Annotated in this window: 20 protein-coding genes; 13 read left to right on the forward strand and 7 right to left on the reverse strand. The window is 61.7% G+C overall.

The features are described from left to right. Positions 1-152: 152 nt before the first annotated feature. A complete protein-coding gene (locus tag FBY01_RS13820) occupies positions 153-1,496 on the reverse strand; it encodes an MFS transporter (protein WP_102594371.1) in 1,344 nt (447 codons plus the stop codon). A 286-nt stretch (positions 1,497-1,782) separates the two neighbouring features. Here FBY01_RS13820 and FBY01_RS13825 point away from each other — a divergent pair, with 286 nt between their 5' ends. Further along, the gene (locus tag FBY01_RS13825; protein WP_010455232.1) at positions 1,783-3,216 is read left to right on the forward strand and encodes an aldehyde dehydrogenase; all 1,434 of its coding nucleotides are present in this window, start codon (positions 1,783-1,785) and stop codon (positions 3,214-3,216) included. A gap of 156 nt (positions 3,217-3,372) precedes the next feature. On the opposite strand, the gene FBY01_RS13830 is transcribed toward FBY01_RS13825, so the two are convergent. Next, positions 3,373-4,659, reverse strand: a complete 1,287-nt coding sequence (locus tag FBY01_RS13830) for an OprD family porin (protein ID WP_145308379.1) — start codon at positions 4,657-4,659, stop codon at positions 3,373-3,375. Positions 4,660-4,853: 194 nt separating this feature from the next. Here FBY01_RS13830 and gcvA point away from each other — a divergent pair, with 194 nt between their 5' ends. The 9 genes from gcvA to FBY01_RS13880 all read left to right on the forward strand — a co-directional run bounded on the left by gcvA (position 4,854) and on the right by FBY01_RS13880 (position 13,581). Then, positions 4,854-5,759 carry a transcriptional regulator GcvA gene (gcvA, locus tag FBY01_RS13835; protein ID WP_010455236.1) on the forward strand — a complete coding sequence of 302 codons (906 nt, stop codon included), beginning with the start codon at positions 4,854-4,856 and terminating at the stop codon, positions 5,757-5,759. Between the two features lie 93 nt (positions 5,760-5,852). Next, positions 5,853-6,758 (forward strand): NAD(P)-dependent oxidoreductase, encoded by a 906-nt coding sequence (locus tag FBY01_RS13840; RefSeq protein ID WP_145308377.1) that lies wholly within the window; start codon positions 5,853-5,855, stop codon positions 6,756-6,758. A 252-nt stretch (positions 6,759-7,010) separates the two neighbouring features. Beyond that, the gene (locus FBY01_RS13850) at positions 7,011-7,370 is read left to right on the forward strand and encodes a Zn-ribbon domain-containing OB-fold protein (protein WP_010455240.1); all 360 of its coding nucleotides are present in this window, start codon (positions 7,011-7,013) and stop codon (positions 7,368-7,370) included. Next, positions 7,367-8,512, forward strand: a complete 1,146-nt coding sequence (locus tag FBY01_RS13855) for a thiolase family protein (RefSeq protein WP_145308375.1) — start codon at positions 7,367-7,369, stop codon at positions 8,510-8,512. The genes FBY01_RS13850 and FBY01_RS13855 overlap by 4 nt, the downstream gene beginning before the upstream one ends. Positions 8,513-8,516: 4 nt before the next feature. Beyond that, positions 8,517-9,281, forward strand: coding sequence for an SDR family NAD(P)-dependent oxidoreductase (locus tag FBY01_RS13860; RefSeq protein ID WP_102595071.1), 765 nt, complete (start codon positions 8,517-8,519; stop codon positions 9,279-9,281). Positions 9,282-9,291: 10 nt separating this feature from the next. Then, positions 9,292-10,098, forward strand: coding sequence for an enoyl-CoA hydratase/isomerase family protein (locus tag FBY01_RS13865; protein WP_145308373.1), 807 nt, complete (start codon positions 9,292-9,294; stop codon positions 10,096-10,098). 19 nt (positions 10,099-10,117) lie between these two features. Further along, positions 10,118-11,329 carry a CaiB/BaiF CoA-transferase family protein gene (locus tag FBY01_RS13870; protein ID WP_145308371.1) on the forward strand — a complete coding sequence of 404 codons (1,212 nt, stop codon included), beginning with the start codon at positions 10,118-10,120 and terminating at the stop codon, positions 11,327-11,329. 556 nt (positions 11,330-11,885) lie between these two features. Beyond that, positions 11,886-12,245, forward strand: a complete 360-nt coding sequence (locus FBY01_RS13875) for a DUF6124 family protein (protein WP_083376491.1) — start codon at positions 11,886-11,888, stop codon at positions 12,243-12,245. Between the two features lie 415 nt (positions 12,246-12,660). Beyond that, positions 12,661-13,581 carry a LysR substrate-binding domain-containing protein gene (locus FBY01_RS13880; protein ID WP_077749432.1) on the forward strand — a complete coding sequence of 307 codons (921 nt, stop codon included), beginning with the start codon at positions 12,661-12,663 and terminating at the stop codon, positions 13,579-13,581. Here FBY01_RS13880 and FBY01_RS13885 read toward each other — a convergent pair. The 4 genes from FBY01_RS13885 to FBY01_RS13900 all read right to left on the reverse strand — a co-directional run bounded on the left by FBY01_RS13885 (position 13,502) and on the right by FBY01_RS13900 (position 17,702). Continuing rightward, on the reverse strand, positions 13,502-14,095 hold the full coding sequence (locus FBY01_RS13885; protein WP_145308369.1) for a DinB family protein: 594 nt from the start codon (positions 14,093-14,095) through the stop codon (positions 13,502-13,504). The two genes, FBY01_RS13880 and FBY01_RS13885, sit on opposite strands and share 80 nt — an antisense overlap. Positions 14,096-14,197: 102 nt before the next feature. Then, on the reverse strand, positions 14,198-15,313 hold the full coding sequence (locus FBY01_RS13890; RefSeq protein WP_083377298.1) for an NAD(P)/FAD-dependent oxidoreductase: 1,116 nt from the start codon (positions 15,311-15,313) through the stop codon (positions 14,198-14,200). 16 nt (positions 15,314-15,329) lie between these two features. After that, the gene (locus FBY01_RS13895) at positions 15,330-16,643 is read right to left on the reverse strand and encodes an MFS transporter (protein ID WP_102595068.1); all 1,314 of its coding nucleotides are present in this window, start codon (positions 16,641-16,643) and stop codon (positions 15,330-15,332) included. Positions 16,644-16,913: 270 nt separating this feature from the next. Beyond that, entirely contained in the window at positions 16,914-17,702 is a 789-nt protein-coding gene (locus FBY01_RS13900; RefSeq protein WP_077749434.1) for an SDR family oxidoreductase, read from the reverse strand. Positions 17,703-17,856: 154 nt separating this feature from the next. Between FBY01_RS13900 and FBY01_RS13905 the strand changes: the two genes are divergently transcribed. The 3 genes from FBY01_RS13905 to FBY01_RS13915 all read left to right on the forward strand — a co-directional run bounded on the left by FBY01_RS13905 (position 17,857) and on the right by FBY01_RS13915 (position 20,477). After that, positions 17,857-19,023, forward strand: a complete 1,167-nt coding sequence (locus FBY01_RS13905; protein WP_083376489.1) for an iron-containing alcohol dehydrogenase — start codon at positions 17,857-17,859, stop codon at positions 19,021-19,023. Positions 19,024-19,036: 13 nt separating this feature from the next. Then, positions 19,037-19,351 carry an NIPSNAP family protein gene (locus tag FBY01_RS13910; protein WP_083376488.1) on the forward strand — a complete coding sequence of 105 codons (315 nt, stop codon included), beginning with the start codon at positions 19,037-19,039 and terminating at the stop codon, positions 19,349-19,351. Positions 19,352-19,493: 142 nt separating this feature from the next. Continuing rightward, positions 19,494-20,477, forward strand: a complete 984-nt coding sequence (locus tag FBY01_RS13915; RefSeq protein WP_145308367.1) for a cyclase family protein — start codon at positions 19,494-19,496, stop codon at positions 20,475-20,477. Here the strand turns inward: FBY01_RS13915 and FBY01_RS13920 are convergent. Beyond that, positions 20,470-21,399: a LysR family transcriptional regulator gene (locus FBY01_RS13920; RefSeq protein ID WP_077749438.1), complete on the reverse strand. Its 930-nt coding sequence runs from the start codon at positions 21,397-21,399 to the stop codon at positions 20,470-20,472. The two genes, FBY01_RS13915 and FBY01_RS13920, sit on opposite strands and share 8 nt — an antisense overlap. Positions 21,400-21,445: the final 46 nt, after the last annotated feature.

Below are 21,445 nucleotides of genomic sequence, written 5' to 3' on the forward strand. Positions count from 1 at the left end.
CAGAGTGATGTTTGCCCTGATGAAAAACCAAACCGAATACAAGCCAAATTCTATGTTTGGGTGTTCCCCCCAAACATAGAATCTCCCACAGGGTTTGTGTTTCTGGCATGAAAAAGGGGCGGATCATCCGCCCCTTTTTCATTGATGTCCGATCAACGCAACGGCTGCCCCCGCGTCTCCGGCATCCGCAGGTAAACCACCGCGCTGATTGCACTGATCACCGCCAGGTAAATCCAGAACAACCCGCCATACCCCCAACCCGCCATGGCGGCCATCAGGTACGGGGCGGTGCCGCCGAACAAGGTCACCGACAACGCATACGGCAAGGCGATGCCCGTCACGCGAACCTCGGCCGGGAATTGCTCGGCCATGGTCACCGCCGAGGCGGCGCCGAAGCCGGTCATGATGACCATCGAGACGGTCTGGATCAGCGTCACTTCCATCAGGCTGATGCCGACGTGCAGTAAGCCAAAGCTCGGCCAGGCCCACAGGATCGAGGCGATGGCGAAGGCGATCAGCACCGGACGCCGCCCGACGCGATCCGCCAGTTTGCCGGCGAATGGCAGCAATACCAGCGACACACCTACGGAAATCACCCCGGCCAGCAAGGTGTCGCGGATCGACATGCCGGTGATCAAATGCACCTGGTTCGGATAGCTGACCATCCACACGTAGTTGAGCAGGTTGCCGGCCATGGCGATGCCGATCACGCGCATGGCATCGCGGCGATGGCTGAACAGCAGTTCGCGAATCGGGCGTTTTTTGCCGTGGCTGGCGATGCGCGATTTGAAGATCTCGGTTTCGCGTACCGACAGGCGAATCCATAGGGTGATCAAGCCCATCAGCGCGGCAATCACGAACGCGACGCGCCAGCCCCAATCGTAGAGCGCAGTGTCGCTGCCCATCGACGCCAGGGCAAAGCCGAGCAGGAACGACACCAGCGTGCCGGCATTGATTGCAAACCACTGCCACGACCCGGCGAAGGCCCGGCGATGCGCAGGGGCCGACTCGATCAGAAACGCCGAGGCGGAGCCGAATTCGCCGCCCGCCGAGAAGCCCTGAACCAGCCGCGCAAACACCAGAATGATCGGCGCGGCAATGCCGATGCTCTCATAGTTGGGGCAGATGCCGATCACCAGAGAGGCGACGGACATCAGCAGGATGGATAGCGTCAGGCCCTTCTTGCGGCCATAGCGGTCTGCCAGTTGGCCCAGCACCGCGCCACCGATCGGGCGCATGATGAAGCCGACGGCGAACACGGCCAACACCGACAGCAAGGCGGTTGCCCCGTCACCGGCGGGGAAAAACTGCTTGGCGAGAATGGAGGAAAAGGTCGCATAGATGACCCAGTCTGTGTACTCGACGATGGTGCCCAGGGTCGCGGCGACAATCGCTTTTTTCTCTGCACTGTTGAGTTGTCGACCTTGGCTCTGAGTCGTGGCAGTGGCGTTGGATGCGGACGGCAGTTCGCTGTCCACCGTAGGGTAGTTGCTCATGGTTATGGCTCCCGTGGGCGCTATTATTGTTGACCTTTAGACGCGGCCTCAGTGTTGCTACGGGAGAAATATCCAGCACCGTCACCTTCTCGTGTAGCGAGTTTTCAGGGCGGTTCGATTGACTAAAAATCAACCCACTATGTTGAGGTTTTCTCAACGCATACCCCTGTAAAACTCGGTTGAAGGCGCCCGCGCGAGCGAGGGTAAATGCAGGCAATCATGGGGCTGCCCACGACCTCCCCCATGTACCGCATCGACAATAAAAGTTTCGCGAGGAGAACCCGCAATGTTTGAGCAAACCAACAGCTTCATCGATGGACGCTCCGTGCCGCCGCTGGACGGCCAGTACGAAGACAAAATCGATCCACGCACCGGCGAAAAACTCAACGAAGTGGCCAGCAGCGGCCCGGCTGACGTGGCCATCGCGATCGATTCCGCCGCCGCCGCGCTGCAAGCCTGGCGTGACATGCGCCCGGCGGACCGCGGGCGCATCCTCAACGATTTCGGGCGTTTGATCCGCGCCAGCGAAAGCACCCTCGGTGCGCTGGAACGGGCCGAAACCGGCAAACCCGGGCGCGAGATGGCGACCCTGATGGACCTCACGGCGCAGTACTTCGAGTTCTACGGCGGCATCGTCAATGTCATGGACGGTGAAGTGATCAACCAAGGCCCGAATTACCACGTCTACACCCGCCGCGATCCGTTCGGCGTGATCGGTGTGATCCTGCCGTGGAACGCTCCGCTGCATCAGGCGGCCCGGGCGATTGCTCCGGCGCTGGCCACGGGCAACACGGTGGTGGCGAAACCGTCGGAACACACCTCGGCATCGCTGGTGGAACTCGCGCGCATGGCTGTGGAGGCCGGAATTCCGCCGGGGGTGTTCAACGTGATCGTCGGCAAAGGCAGCGTCATCGGCCCGGCCATGGCGCATAACCCGCACATCCGCAAAATCTCCTTTACTGGCGGCATTCGTGCCGGTCAGGAGTTGGGGCATATTGCGGCGGAGCGGATCCTGCCGTTGACCCTGGAACTGGGCGGCAAGTCTGCCAACATCGTGTTCGACGATGCCGACCTGGACGCCGCGGCCAAAGGCTCGACCCTCGCGTTCACCTGGAACAGCGGACAGTGGTGCGCTGCCGGGACCCGGTTGCTGGTGCAGGAATCGATCTACGATCGCTTCGTCGACAAACTGGTGGCCGAGGTCGGCAATCTGCGGGTCGGCCCGCAGGACGATGCGACGTCCGGTCCCATCACCACCCGCGCCCAGTTCGAGAAAATCCAGAGCTACTTTGCAATTGCCGAACGCGAAGGCCTGACCCCGGCCATCGGCGGCAAGGTGGCGAGCCATCCCGGCTTTGAAAACGGCTGGTACATCGAGCCGACCGTCTACACCGGCGTAACCAATGACATGACCCTGGCCCGTGAAGAAATCTTCGGGCCGATTGTGTGCGTGATTCCGTTCAAGGATGAAGCGGACGCGTTGCGTATTGCCAACGACAGCGAGTTCGGCCTGGGGGCCGGTATCTGGAGCCGTGACATTGGCCGGGTGCACCGGGTGGCCGCGAACCTTGAGGCCGGGCGGATTGTGGTCAACGAATACAGCGGCGGGTTCGTCCAGACACCGTGCGGCGGGTTCAAGCAAAGTGGTTACGGGCGTGAGCAAGGGGTTGATGCGTTGTCGCATTACACGCAGCTCAAATCAGTGATCATCCGCCTCTGACTTCCCGTCTAACACCCAAGGGTGCAGCCATTGCTGCACCCTTTTTTCGTCCTCAAATACACCGCCCTCCAGAGGTGAAAGAAGTACCTGTGGCGAGGCACTCGACACAGGTAATTCTTTCACCACGAGTGAGCATCAGTTCATAGATCTAGGGGTTTACCAAAGCGCCAACGAGTAGGTCACAATCAAGCGGTTCTCATCGATATCACTGGAGAAATTGCTCCGCGCACTGGCGTTTTTCCACTTCAGCCCCAGGTCCTTCAACGGCCCGCTCTGAATCACATACCCCAACTCGGAATCACGCTCCCATTCCTTGCCGCCCTCCGCCCGGTTGCGCACGGTGACGTCGTCGCCCGACAGATAGCGGGTCATGAAGGTCAGGCCGGGAATTCCCACGGCGGCAAAGTTGTAGTCGTAGCGCGCCTGCCATGAACGTTCGTCCTGGTTACCGAAATCGTTGATCTGCACCAGGTTGACCAGATAGCCGTCGGTGCCGTTGATGTTGGCGAAACCGGTGTCGCCGCTCATGCGCTGATAACCCAGGCCCACGGCATGGCCGCGGGCGCTGTAGGTCAACATCGCGCCCAGCGCCGAGTTGTCGACATTGCTGTTGCCCTCGTCAAGGCTACGCGCCCAGCGTAAATCCGAGTTCAAGGTCTGGCCTTCGCTGATCGTCCATTTGTGGTTCAGGGTCAGGTAGTGCTGCTGATATATCCCCTCCAGTTCACCGTAGTGATAGGCCGTGCTCAGCGCCGGCACCCAGCGGTAGGTGGCCCCGGCAAAGTCGAAGCGGTCACTGGTGGCGTGGCTTCCCAGGCGGATATTGCGTGACCCGCCGTTGAAAACGCTCATGTCTTCATTGTCGGAAGAGTTGCGCAAGTTGGTCTGGTCGAGTCGACCAAGGTCCAGGGACAGGTTGTCGAGGTCCGAGCTGTTGAGCCAGGCGCCGCGAAAGGTTTGCGGCAGCAGGCGTGAATCGTTGTACATGACCACCGGCATCCGAGGCAGCAAGGTGCCGACTTTCAGAGTGCTGCGCGCCAGGCGCAGTTTGCCGGTCAGGCCCAGTTCGCCGTAGTCATCCTCGGCTCGTCCACCCGGTCCACGCTCGGTATTGAGCAGCCCGGTGCCGGAGCGATCCGGTGATGAATCGAGCTTGACGCCCACCAGTCCGATAGCGTCGAACCCGACGCCGAGCATGCCGTCGGTGTAGCCCGATTCCAGCCGCAGGATGAAGCCCTGCGCCCATTCCTCTGCCTTGCTTTGAGCGACGCCGGACTGACGAAAATCACGATTGAAGTAATAGTTGCGCAGCTCCAGGCTGCTTTTGCTGCCCTGAAGGAAATCGGCACAGGCCGGGTTCATCAGCGTGCTGGCGGCACTGCACAGCGACAGGCGCCATACCAGCGGGAAGCCCTTCCGGGCGTTGGAAAAGGGGCTGTTCATGGGTGTGTTTCTCTTATTGTTGTCAGGTTCGGCCACGGGCCAGACAGGCGCGTGACGGTCGATCCTGAAAGCCGCGCTGCCGACCGACAATCGAGAAAAATACGCCCTTCCCTTGAGTTTTAATCAAGTGGGTTTAGGCTTTGGTTTACGTACACTGCGCGCCGCTCCTCCCATAAGAACAAGAGTTGCTCACCATGGAACGTCTGCCTCCCCTGAATGCCATCCGCGCATTCGAATCCGTCGCCCGGCATTTGAGCATCACCCTGGCCGCCGATGAATTGAACGTCACCCCGGGCGCAGTCAGCCGGCAGATCCGCACGCTCGAAGAATTTCTCAAGCTCGACCTGTTCGTGCGCGGGCACCGCCAGATCACCCTGACCGCTGCCGGCGAGCAGTACTTCCGCGCGGTGGCCCGGGTGGTCGAAGACCTGCGCGGAGCCACCAAAAAACTCATGTCTCCACCGCTGCGCCGTCAGCTGAAAGTCCGCGCCTACACCACCTTCGCCATGCAGTGGCTGATCCCGCGCCTGGCAAGCTTCCACGCGCAGAACCCGAAGATCGAAGTGCTGCTGACCGCCTCCCTTGAGCCCGTGGACTTCTACAAGGAAGACATCGATGCCGCCATCCGCCTCGGCTCCGGTGAGTGGCCCAACTGCAATTGTCACGTGCTCAGCGATAACCAGCTGGCCCCGGTGTGCAGCCCGTCGCTGCTGCAGCATGGCCCGGGGTTGCAGACGCCGGCCGATATCGCCAACTACACCATGCTGCACTCGATCGCCCGCCTCGAAGACTGGCGTTACTGGCTGGAAGCTTGCGGGGTCAGTCGCGAAGTCGATGCCCACGCCGGCATGACTTATCAGAGTTCGTCGATGGTTTACGCGGCGGCGGTCGGCGGTCAGGGCATTGCCATGGCGCAGCTGTTTCTGGTGAACAAGGAACTGCAGGACGGCAGCCTGATCCGGCCGTTCGAACAGGTGGTGGACATGGGCGTCTACACCTACTACCTGCTGATTCCCAAGCACCGCGAGGAAAGCGAAGACCTGCGAATTTTCCGTGAATGGGTCCTTGAACAGGCACGCATCACCCGCGATCTGGCTTGAGCTTTGATCAAGGCACTGCGGCGTAAAACTGCTTTGTCGGTCATTTGTCACCGTGTCTAGCATGGGTCTCCATCCACAAGAAAGAGACCCGCCATGACCACCCCCGATACGCCTTCCATCGGTTTCATCGGCCTCGGCGCCATGGGCCAGAAAATGGCCCGCCATCTGCTCGACAAAGGCTTTGACCTGAACCTGTTTGATCCCAATCCCCTCGCCTTGGCGCCATTGCTTGAACGGGGTGCGCACAGCCATGCAACGCCTCGGGAAGTGGCGGACCACGCGCACATCGTGCTGGTCTGCGTGCCAACCCCGGACATCGTCGAAAACGTAGTGCTCGGTGCCGACGGCGTGATCCATGGTCAAAAGGTCAGCATTCTGGTCGACCACTCCACCACCGGTCCGAGCCTGGCCCGACGCCTGCAAGCGGCGTTGTCTGAACGCAACATCGCCGCCCTCGATGCACCGCTGGCCGGGGGTGTCGCGGGGGCGCAGAACGGCACGCTGTCGGTGATGGTTGGAGGTGATCGTGCCGCTTATGAGCGTTGCTCATCGGTATTCGCCGCCTTCGGCAAGAAGGTCGAACACATCGGCACCGAGCCAGGGCTAGGCCAAACCTTGAAGCTGGTCAACAACATGATCGTCGCCGCCACTCTGGTGGCCACCAGCGAAGCCATGTTATTCGGGGTCAAGGCCGGGCTCGACCCACGGCAGATGGTGGAGATGCTCAACGCCAGCACCGCGCGCAGTTTTACCAGCGAACAGATCCTGGCGGGCACCGTGATGCGCCGGGAATTCGACTTCGGCTTCCGCCTGGATTTGATGCGCAAGGACGTGCGGCTGTTTCTGGCCGAGGCGGAAAACACCGGAGTGCCGGCCTTTACCTCTTCGGTGGTCAAGCAGTTCTTCGATCAGGCCTTGAGCGAAGGTGACCCGGCGCGGGATATGACCCATGTGGTGCAGGTGCTGGAGCAGATGGCGGGCGTCGAACTCCAAGGCTGAGTTTAATTTCCACCGCAGATCCCCTGTAGGAGTGAGCCTGCTCGCGAAAGCGGTGTGTCAGTCGACATTGTTATCGCCTGACACACCGCTTTCGCTAGCAGGCTCACTCCTACAGTGTTGTATTCCAGGCTGACCGATGGCTTGATTTTTTCTCAACCAAACCGGGTTTTTATATCGTTTGTCGGGCCTTCTGCCCTGCCCGACCATGACCTCCAGAGCTTGTTCGCAAGCCCATAACAACAGGAGGTCATCATGAGTTTTTCCACGTCCATCTGGACGCCGTCCACGCCACCCGGCCTGCATGCCTCGCGCCATCACCACAACGGCGAAATATTCTTTCCGTCCGTGCCGGACGATTCGCCGCTGAGCAACCAGTTCGACGACACCGTGCTAGACGTCGAGGGCCAGGTCTACAGCTTCACCATCATGCACCCGAGCCCGAAAAGCGGCCTCGCCCCGTTCGTGCTCGCCTACGTCGACCTGCCCGGCCCGGTGCGTTTGTTCGGGCGCCTGATCGGTACCCCCGGCGTGCCGGCCATTGGCGAAAAATGCCGAGTGATTGCCGACGACACCTACGGCTACGTTTTCCAGTCCCAGGAGGCCCGTCCATGAGCCAGATGCATGTAATGGGCGGCGCCATGACCGTCTTCGGCCGTCACCCCGGTGTCATGGCCCCGGAACTGGCCCAGCGCGCAATTCTTGACGCCGTGGCCGATGCCGGCTTGCAGCTGGCCGACATTCAGGCCGTGTACTGCGCCAATGTGCTGGGCGGGATGATTCTCGGGCAGGTGATCGTGCGCGATCTGGGCCTGAAAGGGATTCCGGTCTACAACATCGAAAACGCCTGTGCCAGCGGCGCGACGGCGGTGCACCTGGCGCGCCACGCCTTGCTCGCCGGTCAATATGAACGCGTGCTGGTGTTTGGGATCGAGCAGTTGACCGCATTGGGTGGCGGCATGATCCCAATGCAGCGCAACGACCGCATGACCGACCTCTACGCCACGGCAGGCATGGTGTTGCCGGCGGTCTACGCGATGCGCGCCACCCGTTTCATCCACGAGCGTGACGCCAAGCCCGCCGATCTGGCCGCTGTAGCGGTGAAGAATCGTCGTCACGGTTCGCTCAACGAATACGCCCAGCAACGCAACGAAGTCAGCCTCGAAGAGGTGCTCGCCTCGCGCATGATCGCCGACCCGCTGACCCTGTTGCAGTGCTGCCCGTCGCAAGTGGACGGTGCCGCTGCGCTGGTGCTCGGCAACAAACCGGGACCCCACGCCAAAGACGTCAAGGTGCTGGGTTCGATCATTGTCTCGGGCCTTCGCGAGAGCGGTGACGAAGACATTCTCGATGCCGAAATCACCGCACGCGCCGCACGCCTGGCCTATGAACAGGCCGGTGTCGCCCCGGCCGATATCGGTGTGGTCGAGTTGCACGACGCCTTCACCATCGCCGAGCTGCTGTATTACGAAGCCCTCGGGCTGGCCACACCGGGCGAAGCGGTCTCGCTGTTGCACTCGGGCGCCACCGCCCTCGGTGGTCGGGTGCCGGTCAATCCAAGTGGCGGTCTGTTGGCCAAGGGTCATCCACTGGGCGCCACCGGTGTCGCGCAAATGGTCGAGTTGCTCTGGCAGTTGCAAGACCGCGCCGGCAGCCGCCAAGCCGGCACTCCGCGCCTGGGCCTGGCGCAATGCACCGGTGGCGGTATCGCCGGGGTCGACCACGCGGCGTCAGCCGTGCACATCCTGGGAGTCTGAAGCCATGAACAACCAACACTTTGCGGCCGGCCAGGTCGCCGTCGTCACCGGCGCTGCTCGCGGGATCGGCCTGACCATTGCCCAACGACTGGCGCATCAAGGGGTGTTTGTCTACCTGCTGGATCGCGACGAACAGGCGCTGAACAGCAGTGTCAGCGCGATGAACGCCGAAGACTTGAAGGTCGCCGGAATTGCGCTGGACCTGACCGAAGGCGAGTCGGTCAACGCCGCCTTCACGCAGATCCACGAAGCCCACGGTCGCCTGGATTTTCTGGTGAACAACGCCGGCGTGGTCCGCGACAAACGCTTCCTGAACATGACCGAACAGGACTGGGACCTGGTGGTGGACACCAATCTGCGGGCGCAATTTCTCTGCTGCAAAGCGGCCCTGCCACTGATGCTGGAGAAAGGCTTCGGGCGCATCGTCAACATGTCGTCCCGGGCCTGGCTGGGCGGTTTCGGCCAGGCCAATTACTCGGCGGCCAAGGGCGGCGTGGTCAGCCTGACCCGTAGCCTGGCCATCGAGTTCGCGGCCAAAGGCATCACCGTCAACGCCATCGCCCCGGGCATCGTCGATACGCCGCTGTTCCAGAGTTTCACGCCTGAGGTGCAGGCAAAACTCAAGGACACGGTGCCGGTAAAACGCATCGGCACCCCGGACGACATTGCCAATGCCGTGGAGTTTTTCCTCGCCCCGGCCAGCAGTTACGTCACCGGGCAAACCCTGTATGTGTGCGGCGGACGCAGTCTGTCCTCGGCCAGCGTGTGAGGTGAACGCCATGTCAGTCACTTTGGAAGTCCACGGCCCTGTGGCCCTGATTACGATCGACCGCCCGCAAGCCCTGAATGCGCTGGACCTGGATTCCCTCCAGGCCTTGCGCGGCCATCTACGTGAAGTACGCGACCGCCGGGAACTGCGTGTGGCCGTGATCACCGGCAGCGGTGAACGGGCGTTTTGCGTCGGCGCCGACCTGAAAAGTACGCGGGCCTCCTCGGCCTCCTATGCCGAGGCGCTGTTCCTGGCCAACGAACCCGCCGCAGACGCCGGGCTTTACATCCGCCAGATGGACCTTGCCGACCTCGACCTGCACAAGCCGCTGATTGCCGCCATCAATGGCCATTGCCTGGGCGGCGGCCTGGAGCTGGCATTGCAATGCGACCTGCGCATTGCCAGTGCCAGTGCGACGTTCGGTCTGCCGGAAGCCGCCGTCGGATCGATTCCGGCGGTCAGCGGCCTGCATCGTTTGATGCGCGCGGTGCCGCCCGCCCATGCGATGCAGATGGCGTTAACCGGGTCGCGCATCGATGCGTGGCAGGCCTGCGCTATTGGCTTGATCTCCGAGCGTCTGGACAGCCGCGAGGCCCTGTTGCAACGGGCGATGATCCTGGCCGAGCAGATTGCCCGCCAGGCACCGCTGGCGATCCAGGCCTTGCAAACCCTGGCTCGCAGTACCGCGCACTTGAGCGACAGCGACGCCCAGCGTTTGACCGAATTGTATTGGGGCGTGTTGCGCGACACCGAGGATCGTCTCGAAGGCCGGCAGGCGTTTGCCGAAAAACGCGCACCGCATTACACGGGCCGCTGAAGCGCCCGAGGAGGCGAACATGTTACGCACCGCTCTGGACGGTCTGACCGTCCTCGATTTCACCCAGATCGCCGCCGGCCCCACGGCAACCATGCTGATGGCCGACATGGGCGCGCGGGTGATCAAGATCGAATCCCACGAAGGCGAACTGGGTCGTACGCTCGGCCCGGCGTGGGTTGGCGAGGATAGCGCGCTGTATCACGCGTTCAATCGCGGCAAGCTGGGTATGAGCCTGGACCTGAAACACCCGGACAGCGCCGCGGTGATCAAACGACTGGTGCTGCAAGCCGACGTACTGGTCGAAAGCATGCGCCCTGGCGTCATGGCTCGACTGGGACTGGGTTATGAGGACCTGGCTGCACTGAAACCGGACCTGATCTACTGCTCGATTTCCGCCTACGGGCAGGAAGGACCGTATGCCGACCGGGCGGGCGTCGACGGCATTCTGCAAGCCGATTCCGGCCTGATGAGCCTGATCGGCACGCCGAACTCGGCGCCCTCCAAGGTGCAAGCGCCGGTGGTGGATGTGGTCACCGGTTATATGGCATGCATGGCCGTGTTGGCCAAACTGCATGCCCGAGAAAAGGACGGCCTGGGCGGCCACCTCGACGTCAGCCTGATGAACTCGGCCCTGGCGCTGCAACAAGCGTCGCTGGCGAGCTTCCTCTGCGACGGCAAGCTGCCGACCCGCATCGGCAGCGCCGCGCCCTACTCTGCTCCGAACGAAGCCTTTGAGGCGGCGGATGGCTGGTTGATGGTCGCGGCGTACAACGGCAATCGCTGGCCGACCCTGAGCAGGGTGCTCGGGCACCCGGAGTGGATCGACGACCCGCGTTTCGCCAGCTCGGCGCAACGCGTGGTTAACCGTGAAGCCATGTGCGCGGCACTGACCGACGTGTTCCACACCCGGCCGGTGGCCCATTGGCTAGCGGTGCTGCGCGAGGCCGACATCCTTTGCTCCAGGGTCAGCGATTACAACGACGTGCTGGCCCATCCGCAGATCGCCAGCAATGGCATGCTCGTGGAACTGCACCACCCGCAGCATGGCGTGATTCGGGTACCGGGGTTTCCGGTCAACAGCCTCGAAGCCGCGCAAACACCGTATGCGCCGGCGCCGGAGAATGGCCAGCACTCGCGGTCGGTGTTGCGTGAGTTCGACTTTTCTGAGGATGAGATTGCCGATTTGCTGGCGTCCAATGCGATGCATTGTCCAGAGGTGGAGTTGGCCTGACCGAGTCCCTGTGGCGAGGGAGCTTGCTCCCGCTGGGTCGCGCAGCGGCCCCAAAACCTGCAAGCGCGCACTGTCAGGATGACCGCGTTGGATGGTTTGGCGCCTGCTGCGCCCGAGCGCGGATCGGACGGCGGGAGCAAGCTCCCTCGCCACAGAGTGTTGTGTATGAACACATCCGGCCACTTATCGCGCTCGTCTGTTTAACCGTGAAGCAGTGCCTGTTTAAACCACCTCAAAGATACGTCCTGAAAGCTACAAATCCTTGCGCCGTTGCCTACGGCTACGCCAGAATCCGCCGGCTTGTGCGCCTTGGGGCCGCTCGGTAACTTGATTCCCGTCACTGCTCATCAGTGATCGGGTTTAGTCGCCCGCGCTAACTCAGTTGTGCGTGCATCTGTCATGCAGGTCTTTCATTCCTGTATCTGATGGTGGCTGTACGCAGGGCGCTTTCGGGCGCGCCGGATTGCTGAGTTTCCCGGTCGACTAACCTGCGTGCAGCTGCCTCCCCTTACGTTTAGTCGCAAGAGGGGTGGCACCCAATTTGGAAACTCAGCATATGTTCAAAGTAACGCCCAATCCACCGGACACCGATCCGGTCTCCCCCTACGAACCCGATTCAAAAAAACTCAACGAAGCCGCCGAGCGCGCCCTCGACTTCCACTTCCCATCGAACGCCGACATCAAAGCCACCCCACGCACACGCAGCACTCTGTTCTCCGTAGACCCCGAGGCCACGGCCGAAACCCTGGCGGTTTATCTGGTGGAAATACTCGCCTCAGTCGACGTGATGGTCCACCAGTTGGTGGATCACCTGGAGGGAGAGACGCGCTACGCCCTGCTGGGGATTTCCAACAGCATCATGATGGCGGAGATCACGGCGAACCGGGTGTTGGATAAGATCGATCTGCCCATATAAGTGCCGCTCTGCGGTGAGTGAATAACCGACGTTGAATTGTGCAGCGGTCCCATTTTTCCGGGGCCGCTTCGCGGCACAGCGTATAGATAAATAGATGCGTCCCCTTTTCTCGTGGAACTTACAAAACCCTGTGGCGAGGGAGCTTGCTCCCGCTGGGTCGCGCAGCGGCCCCAAAACCTGCAACTGCGGTGATTCAGGTAAACCGCGGGTATAGGATTTACGACTGCTGCGCAGCCGAACGGGACGGTGCGACGTTTCGCTCCCCCCTCGCCACAGGTAAATCCCTTCACAGCAGGTGGCCCTTTCATTTCATGTGGTTTTTGCATCACAGGTAACCCCCTCATCACCGGTGCTCTCTCGCCACAGGGTTTGATGCTTTACTGAAAAGACCCAAAAACCCTGCGAGTACCCCCACATGAACCGCAACGACCTGCGCCGCGTGGACATGAACCTGCTGGTGATTTTCGAAACGTTGATGTTCGAGAAGAACCTGACCCGGGCCGGGGAGAAACTGTTCCTCGGTCAGCCCGCTGTCAGTGCTTCGCTGGCCAAGTTGCGCGATCTGTTCGACGACCCGCTGCTGGTGCGCAACGGTCGGGTGTTGGAGCCGACCCAACGGGCGTTGGCGATTCTCAAGGAGTTGCAGCCGGCGATGGACACCATTTCCGGTGCGGTCAGCCGGGCCAAGGATTTCGACCCGTCCACCAGCCGCGATGTGTTCCGCATCGGCTTGTCCGACGACGCCGAGTTCGGTCTGTTTCCGCCGCTGCTCAAGCAAATACGCGAAGAGGCGCAGAACGTCGTGGTGGTGGTGCGAAGGGTGAATTACTTGCTGATGTCACCGATGCTCGCCTCCGGGGAGATTTCCGTCGGGATCAGTTACACCACGGAGCTGCCGGCCAATGCCAAGCGCAAGAAATTGCGGGACCTGAGCGTGAAGATTCTGCGGGGCGACAACCGTCCCGGCCCCCTGACCCTGGATGAGTATTGCGAACGCCCTCATGCGCTGGTGTCTTTTTCCGGAGACTTGACCGGTGCCATCGACAACGATCTGGCACGCATCGGCCGCTCGCGGCGGGTGGTGCTGGCGGTGCCGCAATTCGCCGGGTTGCGTGCCCTGCTGGCCGGCACCGACCTGCTGGCCACGGTGCCGGATTACGCGGCGTGTGCGCTGATCGAAGGCAGCAGCCAGCTGCGGGCCGACGACCCGCCGTTTGACATCGTGCTGTCCGAACTGTCCATGGTCTGGAACGGGGTCAACGATAACGATCCGGCAGAACGTTGGTTGCGTTCGCGAATTGCGCAACACATGTCGGCTGAGTTGCCGGTGCTTTGAGCGCGTTGAAAGCCGGATCGGTCTCGCGCAGGAAGATCGGCATGTCGGTCATCGGTGGCATCGCCGGGATGTCGAAATACATCTGGATCACCCAGCCGCGGTGGTAACTGGCGTGATTGACCACGTGCAGCAGCATCGCGCCGGCGCTCATGGTGCCGCTCTCGCCGGAGACGAACGTGAACTCGACGGGCTTATCCAGCGACCTCTCGGTCTGCCTTGCGCTCCAGTTGCAATACCAGTGATCGATGTCCTTTTGCGCCATGCGCAAATCAGCCAGGTCGGGATGGAGCAGATCGTGTGAGGTTTTGAAGCCGTGCCCTCGGCCTTCGAGGTGAGCCTGCCAGATGCAGTCCACGACATAGATGTGATTCAGGGTACCGATCATGTTCTTGAACACCGACACCCGCTCTTTGTTGACCTCCCCCGGCGGCAGCGCGGCCAGGCTGTCAAAGAGGCGCTGGTCGGCCCATTGCTTGTAATCGGCAAGCATGCGGGCAGTGCGTATGTTGATCATCAGAGTTCTCCCATTACGATGGGCACACTGGCAAGCATAGACCGCTCGGCGGCTGGCAGCGCAGACGCTGATAACCGGCACCTCACCGCAACGCGACAGCTGCTACAGGGAATGCGGTGTCAGGCGTTGTACCACCCGATCAGCCAGCGCCAGGCAGCTGGTGAGGCCCGGCGATTCGATGCCGAACAGATTCACCAACCCCGGCACACCATGCTCGACCGGGCCACTGATGAGGAAGTCGGCGGCCGGTTCGGTCGGGCCGGAAATCTTCGGGCGGATGCCGCTGTAGGCGGGTTGCAGACTGTTATCGGCTAACGTCGGCCAGTAGCGGCGGATGGCCTGATAGAACCCGTCGACCCGGCGCGGATCGACGCGGTAATCGACATGGTCGACCCATTCGACGTCCGGCCCGAAACGCGCCTGCCCGCCAAGGTCGAGGGTCATGTGCACGCCCAGGCCGGCGCTCTCCGGTGCCGGATACACCAGATGCCGGAATGGCGCCCGGCCACTGAAACTGAAATAACTGCCCTTGCACAGGCGTGCCTCGGGAACGTATTGCGTCGGCAAGCCTTCGATCCGGCTCGCCACCTCCGGCGCGGACAAACCGGCGCAATTGATCAACTCGCGACAGGTCAAGGTCATCGGCTGTGCGCCGCCCATGTGCAATTCGAAACCTTGTTCGGTGCAACGGGCGGACACCAACGGCGTGTGCAAGGCAATCGAGGTGCCCGAGGCTTCGACGTCTGCCTGAAGCGCCAGCATCAGCGCATGGGAATCGACGATCCCGGTGGACGGCGACCAGAGCGCGGCGACGCAGGACAGCGCCGGTTCAAGCGACCGTGCCTGCCCGGCGTCCAGCCATTGCAAGTCATCGACGCCATTGCGCCGGCCCTGCTCCAGCAACCTCTGCAAGGCCGCGCACTGGCTGTCATCGGTGGCCACGATCAACTTGCCCAGGCGTTGGTAATCGACACCGCGCTCATCGCAAAAGGCGTACAGGCGATGCTTGCCCTCCACGCACAATTGCGCTTTCAGGCTGCCGCTCGGGTAATAGATGCCGGCGTGGATCACTTCTGAATTGCGCGAACTGATGCCCACACCAATCCCCTCGCCGGCTTCGATCAGGATCACTTCCCGCCCGCTACGGGCCAGTGCCCTGGTCACCGCCAGGCCAACCACGCCGGCGCCGACCACCACGCATTCGATATCGACGCTCACCTGCCCTCCGCTCATGTCAAGCCAGCCCTCGTTCCCGATAATCGATCAGGCTGGAGAATATCGCCAGCAGCATGGCCATGACCACGAAGAAGATCAGCACCAGGAAATACGAGCCGGTGAACTGCACGATCAATCCGATCAGGATCGGCACGATAACCCCGGCCATGTTGCCGCAGAAGTTCATGGTGCCGGCCAGCACACCGGTTTTCGAGGTGCCGCCGAGGATCGACGGAATGCACCAGTACATGCCGCACCAGCGAATGAAAAACATCGCCACGCAGAGCAGACCGATGGCCTTGCCGGCTTCATTGGTATAGGCCACCGCCAGCATGCACAGGGCCGCGACCAGCGCCGAACCACTGAACATGCTGCGCATCACCAGGTTGGGCGAGGCGCCGCTGGTTTTCCATTTATCCCCCAGATAACCGCCCACCAGCTCGCCGACGAAACCGCACATGAAAATCAGGAAGGTCGCACCGCCCATGCTCGAAATGTTCAGGCCGTGGGTCTGGTGCAGGTAGCTCGGCATCCAGGTCAGCAAACCGTAGAACACGCTGAGAATGCAGCAGTAACCGGCGAACATCGCGAGCACCGAACGGTCCTTGAGCAGCTCTTTGAGGGGGATGCTGGTCACCGTGCCGGGTTGGCTGACTTTGCGATTGCCTTCGGTGATGTGCGCCAGTTCCGCCGCGTTGACACCGGGGTGCTCGCTGGGATGGTTGCGGATGTATTTCCACGCCAGTACACCGGCAAGCATGGTGCCGATACCGGCGATCACGAAGGCGATGCGCCAGGAATCGAACCAGCCGATCAACCCGGCAATGATGATCGCGCCGAAAGCACTGCCCAGCGGTGCGCCGCCATCGACCAGCACCGCGCCACGTCCGCGTTCGTTGGGAGTCAGCCAGGCGCCGTTGAGTTTGGCCCCGGCCGGCATGATCGGCGACTCGGCGATGCCCAGCCCCATGCGCGTAATCAACAGCGTGATCCAGTTGTGCGCACCGGCAGCCAAGGCCTGGAAGGCGCCCCAGGCGACAGTCGCGATGACGATGACGCGGCGGGTCTGAAAACGGTCCAGCAGCATGCCGCCGGGAATCTGCATCAATGCGTACGACCAGAAAAACGCACTGAGCATCAAGCCTTCCAGCGCGGGAGGGATCTGGAACTCACTGGAAATCAGCGGCAAGGCCACCGACAGCGAAGCGCGGTCGATGTAGTTGATGGCGGTCAGCAGCAACATGATGAGAAAGATCCGCCAGCGCACGCTGGTCGGACGCTCGGTGGCAGACGCGGCGGCGAGCCGCAGGGTTTCGGCACTCGGATTGTTCATGAGGGGCGCTCTTGTTGTTGTGGGTGCAAGCGGCCCAATACCCGCCTATTAACGCAAATCCTGTAGGAGCGAGGCTTGCCCGCGAAGGCGGAGTGTCATTACCAATGATGTCCACTGACACTCCGCCTTCGCGGGCAAGCCTCGCTCCTACTGGGTTTACATCTTGGCTGACGGGTATTGGGCAAGCACCCCAACTCTAATCACGCGTCCTCGGGCTGAATAATGAGGGGATCTGATTAGGGGATCACCAAACGTCATCCCCCGAAAAGATCAGAACGTCCCGGGGTAACTGCCGCCGTCCAGCAGCAGGTTTTGCCCGGTGAGGAAACCGGCATTTGCGCTGCAGATGAACGCGCAGTAGGCGCCGAACTCATCGGGTTGCCCGAAGCGCTGGGCCGGCACGTGCTTGCGCCGCTGTTCGCTGATGCTTTCGACGCTGGTGCCATTGGCCTCGGCGGCGGCGCTCAGGGTCTTGTGCAAACGCTCGGTCTCGAACGGTCCCGGCAGCAGATTGTTGATCGTCACGTTATGCCCGGCCAGCCGCGACTGGCGTGCAAGCCCGGCGATAAAACCGGTCAGGCCGCTGCGTGCGCCATTGGACAGTCCCAACACATCGATTGGCGCCTTCACCGCGCCGGAGGTGATGTTGACGATACGCCCGAAACCGCGCTCGGCCATGCCATCGACGCAGGCCTTGATCAGCTCGATGGGCGTGAGCATGTTGGCATCCAGCGCCTTCAGCCAGTCGTCGCGCTGCCAGTCACGGAAGTCTCCCGGAGGCGGTCCGCCGGCGTTGTTGATCAGGATGTCCACCTGCGGACATGCCGCCAACACCTGGTCGCGCACTGCGGGCGTGCTGATGTCCCCGGCCACCGTGCGCACGTCGATGCCCGGCGCCAGGCTGCGCAATTCTGTAGCGGCAGCCTGCAAGGTTTCGTCACCCCGGGCGTTGATCACCAGGTTGACGCCCTCCTTCGCCAAGGCCCGCGCACAGGCCAGACCCAGGCCCTTGCTGGCGGCGCAGACGATGGCCCAGCGACCTGAAATACCCAAATCCATGACGATGCTCCTGACGGTTGGAAAACCTCACGTTACCACCAGGACCCGCCTCGCCGGGGGATGACAAAGGGTGATCGGCGGATCAGACCTTTTCATTATCAGCCGCCTCCCACGCTTATTACTGTCTGCGGACCAATAAGAACCGGAGAAACCCATGAACCCGTTCCAGTTTTATTTCCCCACCACTTTGAAAAGCGGCAACGGCCTGGTGCGTCAGGCCGGTGCATTGCTCAAGCCCCATGTTCGGAAAAAACTGCTGGTGGTCACTGACGCAGGGCTGATGGCGTCGGGCGTGATGGAAGGTTTTTTCGCCTCCCTGGCCGAGAGTGACATCGGCTATGAAGTGTTTTCCGGCGTTGAACCGAACCCCACCACCGACGTGCTGGAACGAGCCGTGGCCTTCCTGAAAAACCACGACTGTGACTCGGTGATCGGTGTCGGTGGCGGCAGCAGCATCGACACCGCCAAGGGCGTGGCGGCCATGGCCACCAACCCCGGCAACATCCTCGACTACGAGGGCTACGACAAACTGCTGCACCCACCCCTGCCGATCTTCGCGATCCCGACCACCTCCGGCACTGGCAGCGAATGCACCGCCTCCACCGTGTTCACCAACACCAAGACCCTGTTCAAAACCGTGATCATCAGCCCGGCGCTGTTTCCGAAACTGGCGATTCTCGACGCCGAGCTGACGCTCAAACTTCCACCGTCGATCACCGCTGCGACGGGCATGGACGCCTTGACCCACGCCATCGAATCCTACGTGTCGAAGCAGGCCAACCCGGTCAGCCAGGCCCTGGCGCTGCAAGCGATCAAGATGATCTGCACGCACCTGCCCAAGGCATTTTTCAGCGGCTCCGACCTGCACGCCCGGGAACAGATGCTGCTTGGGTCGTTCCTGGCGGGCGTGGCCTTCGCCCAATCGAAACTGGGCAACGTGCATGCGATCTCCCATACCTTCGGCGGCGTCTTCAACATTCCCCACGGCATCGCCAACGCCACGCTGCTGCCCTACGTCATCGAATACAACCTGGCGGCCTGCCCGGAGCTGTTTCGCGAGATTGCCATCGCCATGGGCGAAGACATCGACGGCCTGAGCCTGGCCCGCGCCGGGCACAAAGTGGTGGACCACGTGGTGGCGCTGAACAAGGCCATCGGCATTCCCGACAACATCAAGGACCTGGGCGTGGACCTGGATTACATGCCGCAAATGGTCAGTGACTCGATGCGCAGCGGCAACGTGCTGGTCAACCCACGCCTGACCACCGCCGCCGACATTGAGCGAATCATCAGCAACGCCTGGCACGGCATTCATTCCTGAAGAGAACACGCCCATGTTTTACGAAATGCGCACCTACACGATTCAAATCGGAAAAATGCAGACCTACCTCAAGCACTTCGAGGAGGCCGGGCTACCCGTGATCTCCCGCTACACCACGCTGGTGGGTTGGTGGTACACCGAAATCGGCGAGCTGAATCAGGTGATCCACATCTGGGCCTACGAGAGCCTCGACGACCGGATCAACAAACGCGCGGCGCTGTATCAGGACCCTGACTGGCTAGAGGGTTTCGTGCCGAAAGCGTTCCCGATGCTGGAAAAGATGGAATCGAAACTGCTGATCGCCGCCGATTTCTCCCCGATCAAATAAACCCCTGTGGGAGCGAACCTGCTCGCGATAGCGGTATGTCAGACGCATCAAGGTTAACTGGCACTCCCCATCGCGAGCAGGCTCGCTCCCACACGGGGATTTGTACTGGCCTGCCGAATCGGCTCAAACCAAGGACAACCTCATGTGCGACCACAATCCCAACAATACCGCCGCCGACCGATCTCCCGACATCAAGGCCTTGCTCGAAGGCCTGCCCACTAACTGGGGCAAATGGGGGCCGGACGATGAAGTCGGGGCCCTGAATTACCTGCAAAGCGCCGAGATCCTCCGGGGCATCGCCTCGGTGCGCCAAGGCAAGACCTTCACCCTGCAAGTGCAGATCGGCCATCCCAAGGGCGAGCCGTTGTGGCCCGGCCGACGCCCGTCGATGCGTGTCAACGTGCTGGACAAGGGCCACTTCCTGGCGGGCAAGACCCACTTTGACGGTCACGTGGAATACGCCGACGATGTGATCTTCATGCACCTGCAAGGCTCGACCCAATACGATGCGCTCGGCCACGTCTGGCACGACAACAAGCTGTGGAACGGCTACGACGCCATGAGCACCATCGGCAGCATGGACAAGGCCAGCATCCTGCCGATTGCCGAACGCGGAATTGTCGGCCGCGCGGTGCTGATCGACATGGCGCGCCATCGCGGCAAAGCGGTGCTGGACAAGGGGGAGACCTTCAACCACTTGGACCTGCAGGCTGCTGCAAAGGCGCAGGGCATCGAGATCCAGAAGCGCGACATCCTGATCATCCGCACCGGCTGGATCGGCTCGTTCTATGAGCGCGAACCGGAAGAGTTCTACAAGGACTTCGCCGAGCCGGGCCTGACCTTCAGCCGCGAACTGGTGGAGTGGTTTCACCAGATGGAAATTCCCAACCTGGTGACCGACACCATGGCCAACGAAGTGGCGGTCGACCCCACCTCGGGCGTGCTGATCCCGCTGCACAATGCCTTGATGCGCAACCTCGGCGTGACCTTCACCGAAGTGGCGCTGCTTGACGACCTGGCCACAGATTGCGCCGAAGACGGCCAGTGGCAGTTCCTCTACACCGCCGCGCCGTTGAAGATTGTCGGCGGGACCGGTGCGCCAGTGAATCCGATTGTGATCAAGTAGTCAGGTCCTGCTTCAGCTCGTTGATCAGCAGGGTCGCTGCCGGAGACAGGTCGGCGCCGACCCGGCTGATCACACCATAAGGCTCGATCAGCGCGCGCATGGACACCGGCAATTTCACCAGCAAATCGTGTTGCTCGCAGAATTGCGCGACTTCCACCGGGATCACCGCCAGCAAGGTCGGGTCCTGCTGCACCAACAGAATGGTGGCGAAGGTCGATGAGGTTTCCAGCGGATAACGCGGAATCTCCAGCCCCGCCTCATTTAACTCACGCTCCAGGGCCTGGCGCATCGGCATGTCCTTGGGGTAGACCACCCAGCGGTAATCGCTCAGTTGCGACAACTGCAACGACTCGGCACGGGCCAACGGATGGTCTTTGCTGGCGACCACCGCCAAGGGCTCTTCGCTGAGTTCGATGCAGTCATAAGCGTCCGAGCGCTGGCCGACGCTGGTGCGACAGATCGCCAGGTCCAGCCGCCCTTGATCCAGCAAACCGAGCAAGGTGGCGCTGGTGTTTTCCACCAGTTCCACGGACAACTCCGGCTGCTTGAGCCTTAATTCGCTCAGGGCCCGGGTCAGCAACGGCACCGCGCCCATGATCACGCCTACCGACAACCGCCCGCCCTGGCCCTGCATGATGCTGAGCATTTCCTCGCGCAAATGTTCGACGTCGCTGTAGATCAGCCGTGCATACCGAATCATGCAACGGCCCATTTCATTAGCAACCAGGCCCTTGGGCTGACGTTCGAATAGCGGCATCCCAAGCAACGACTCGACTTCGTGCAAGGCCTTGGTGGCGCCGGACTGGGAAATCGAAATGTGCTCGGCGGCCTTGTGCAAGGAGCCACGATCGTCCAGCGCGATCAGCAACCGCAGTTGTTTGAGTCGAAGCCGCGAAGCGATGCTGCCAAGTGAAGGAACCATGTCGGTGTGTGCTCGATTCAATGGACAAATCCGTCAGGCCCACGCC

The sequence above is a fragment of the Pseudomonas sp. SJZ077 genome, assembly GCF_007993905.1.
In the GTDB taxonomy this organism is placed as follows: Bacteria; Pseudomonadota; Gammaproteobacteria; order Pseudomonadales; family Pseudomonadaceae; genus Aquipseudomonas; species Aquipseudomonas mandelii.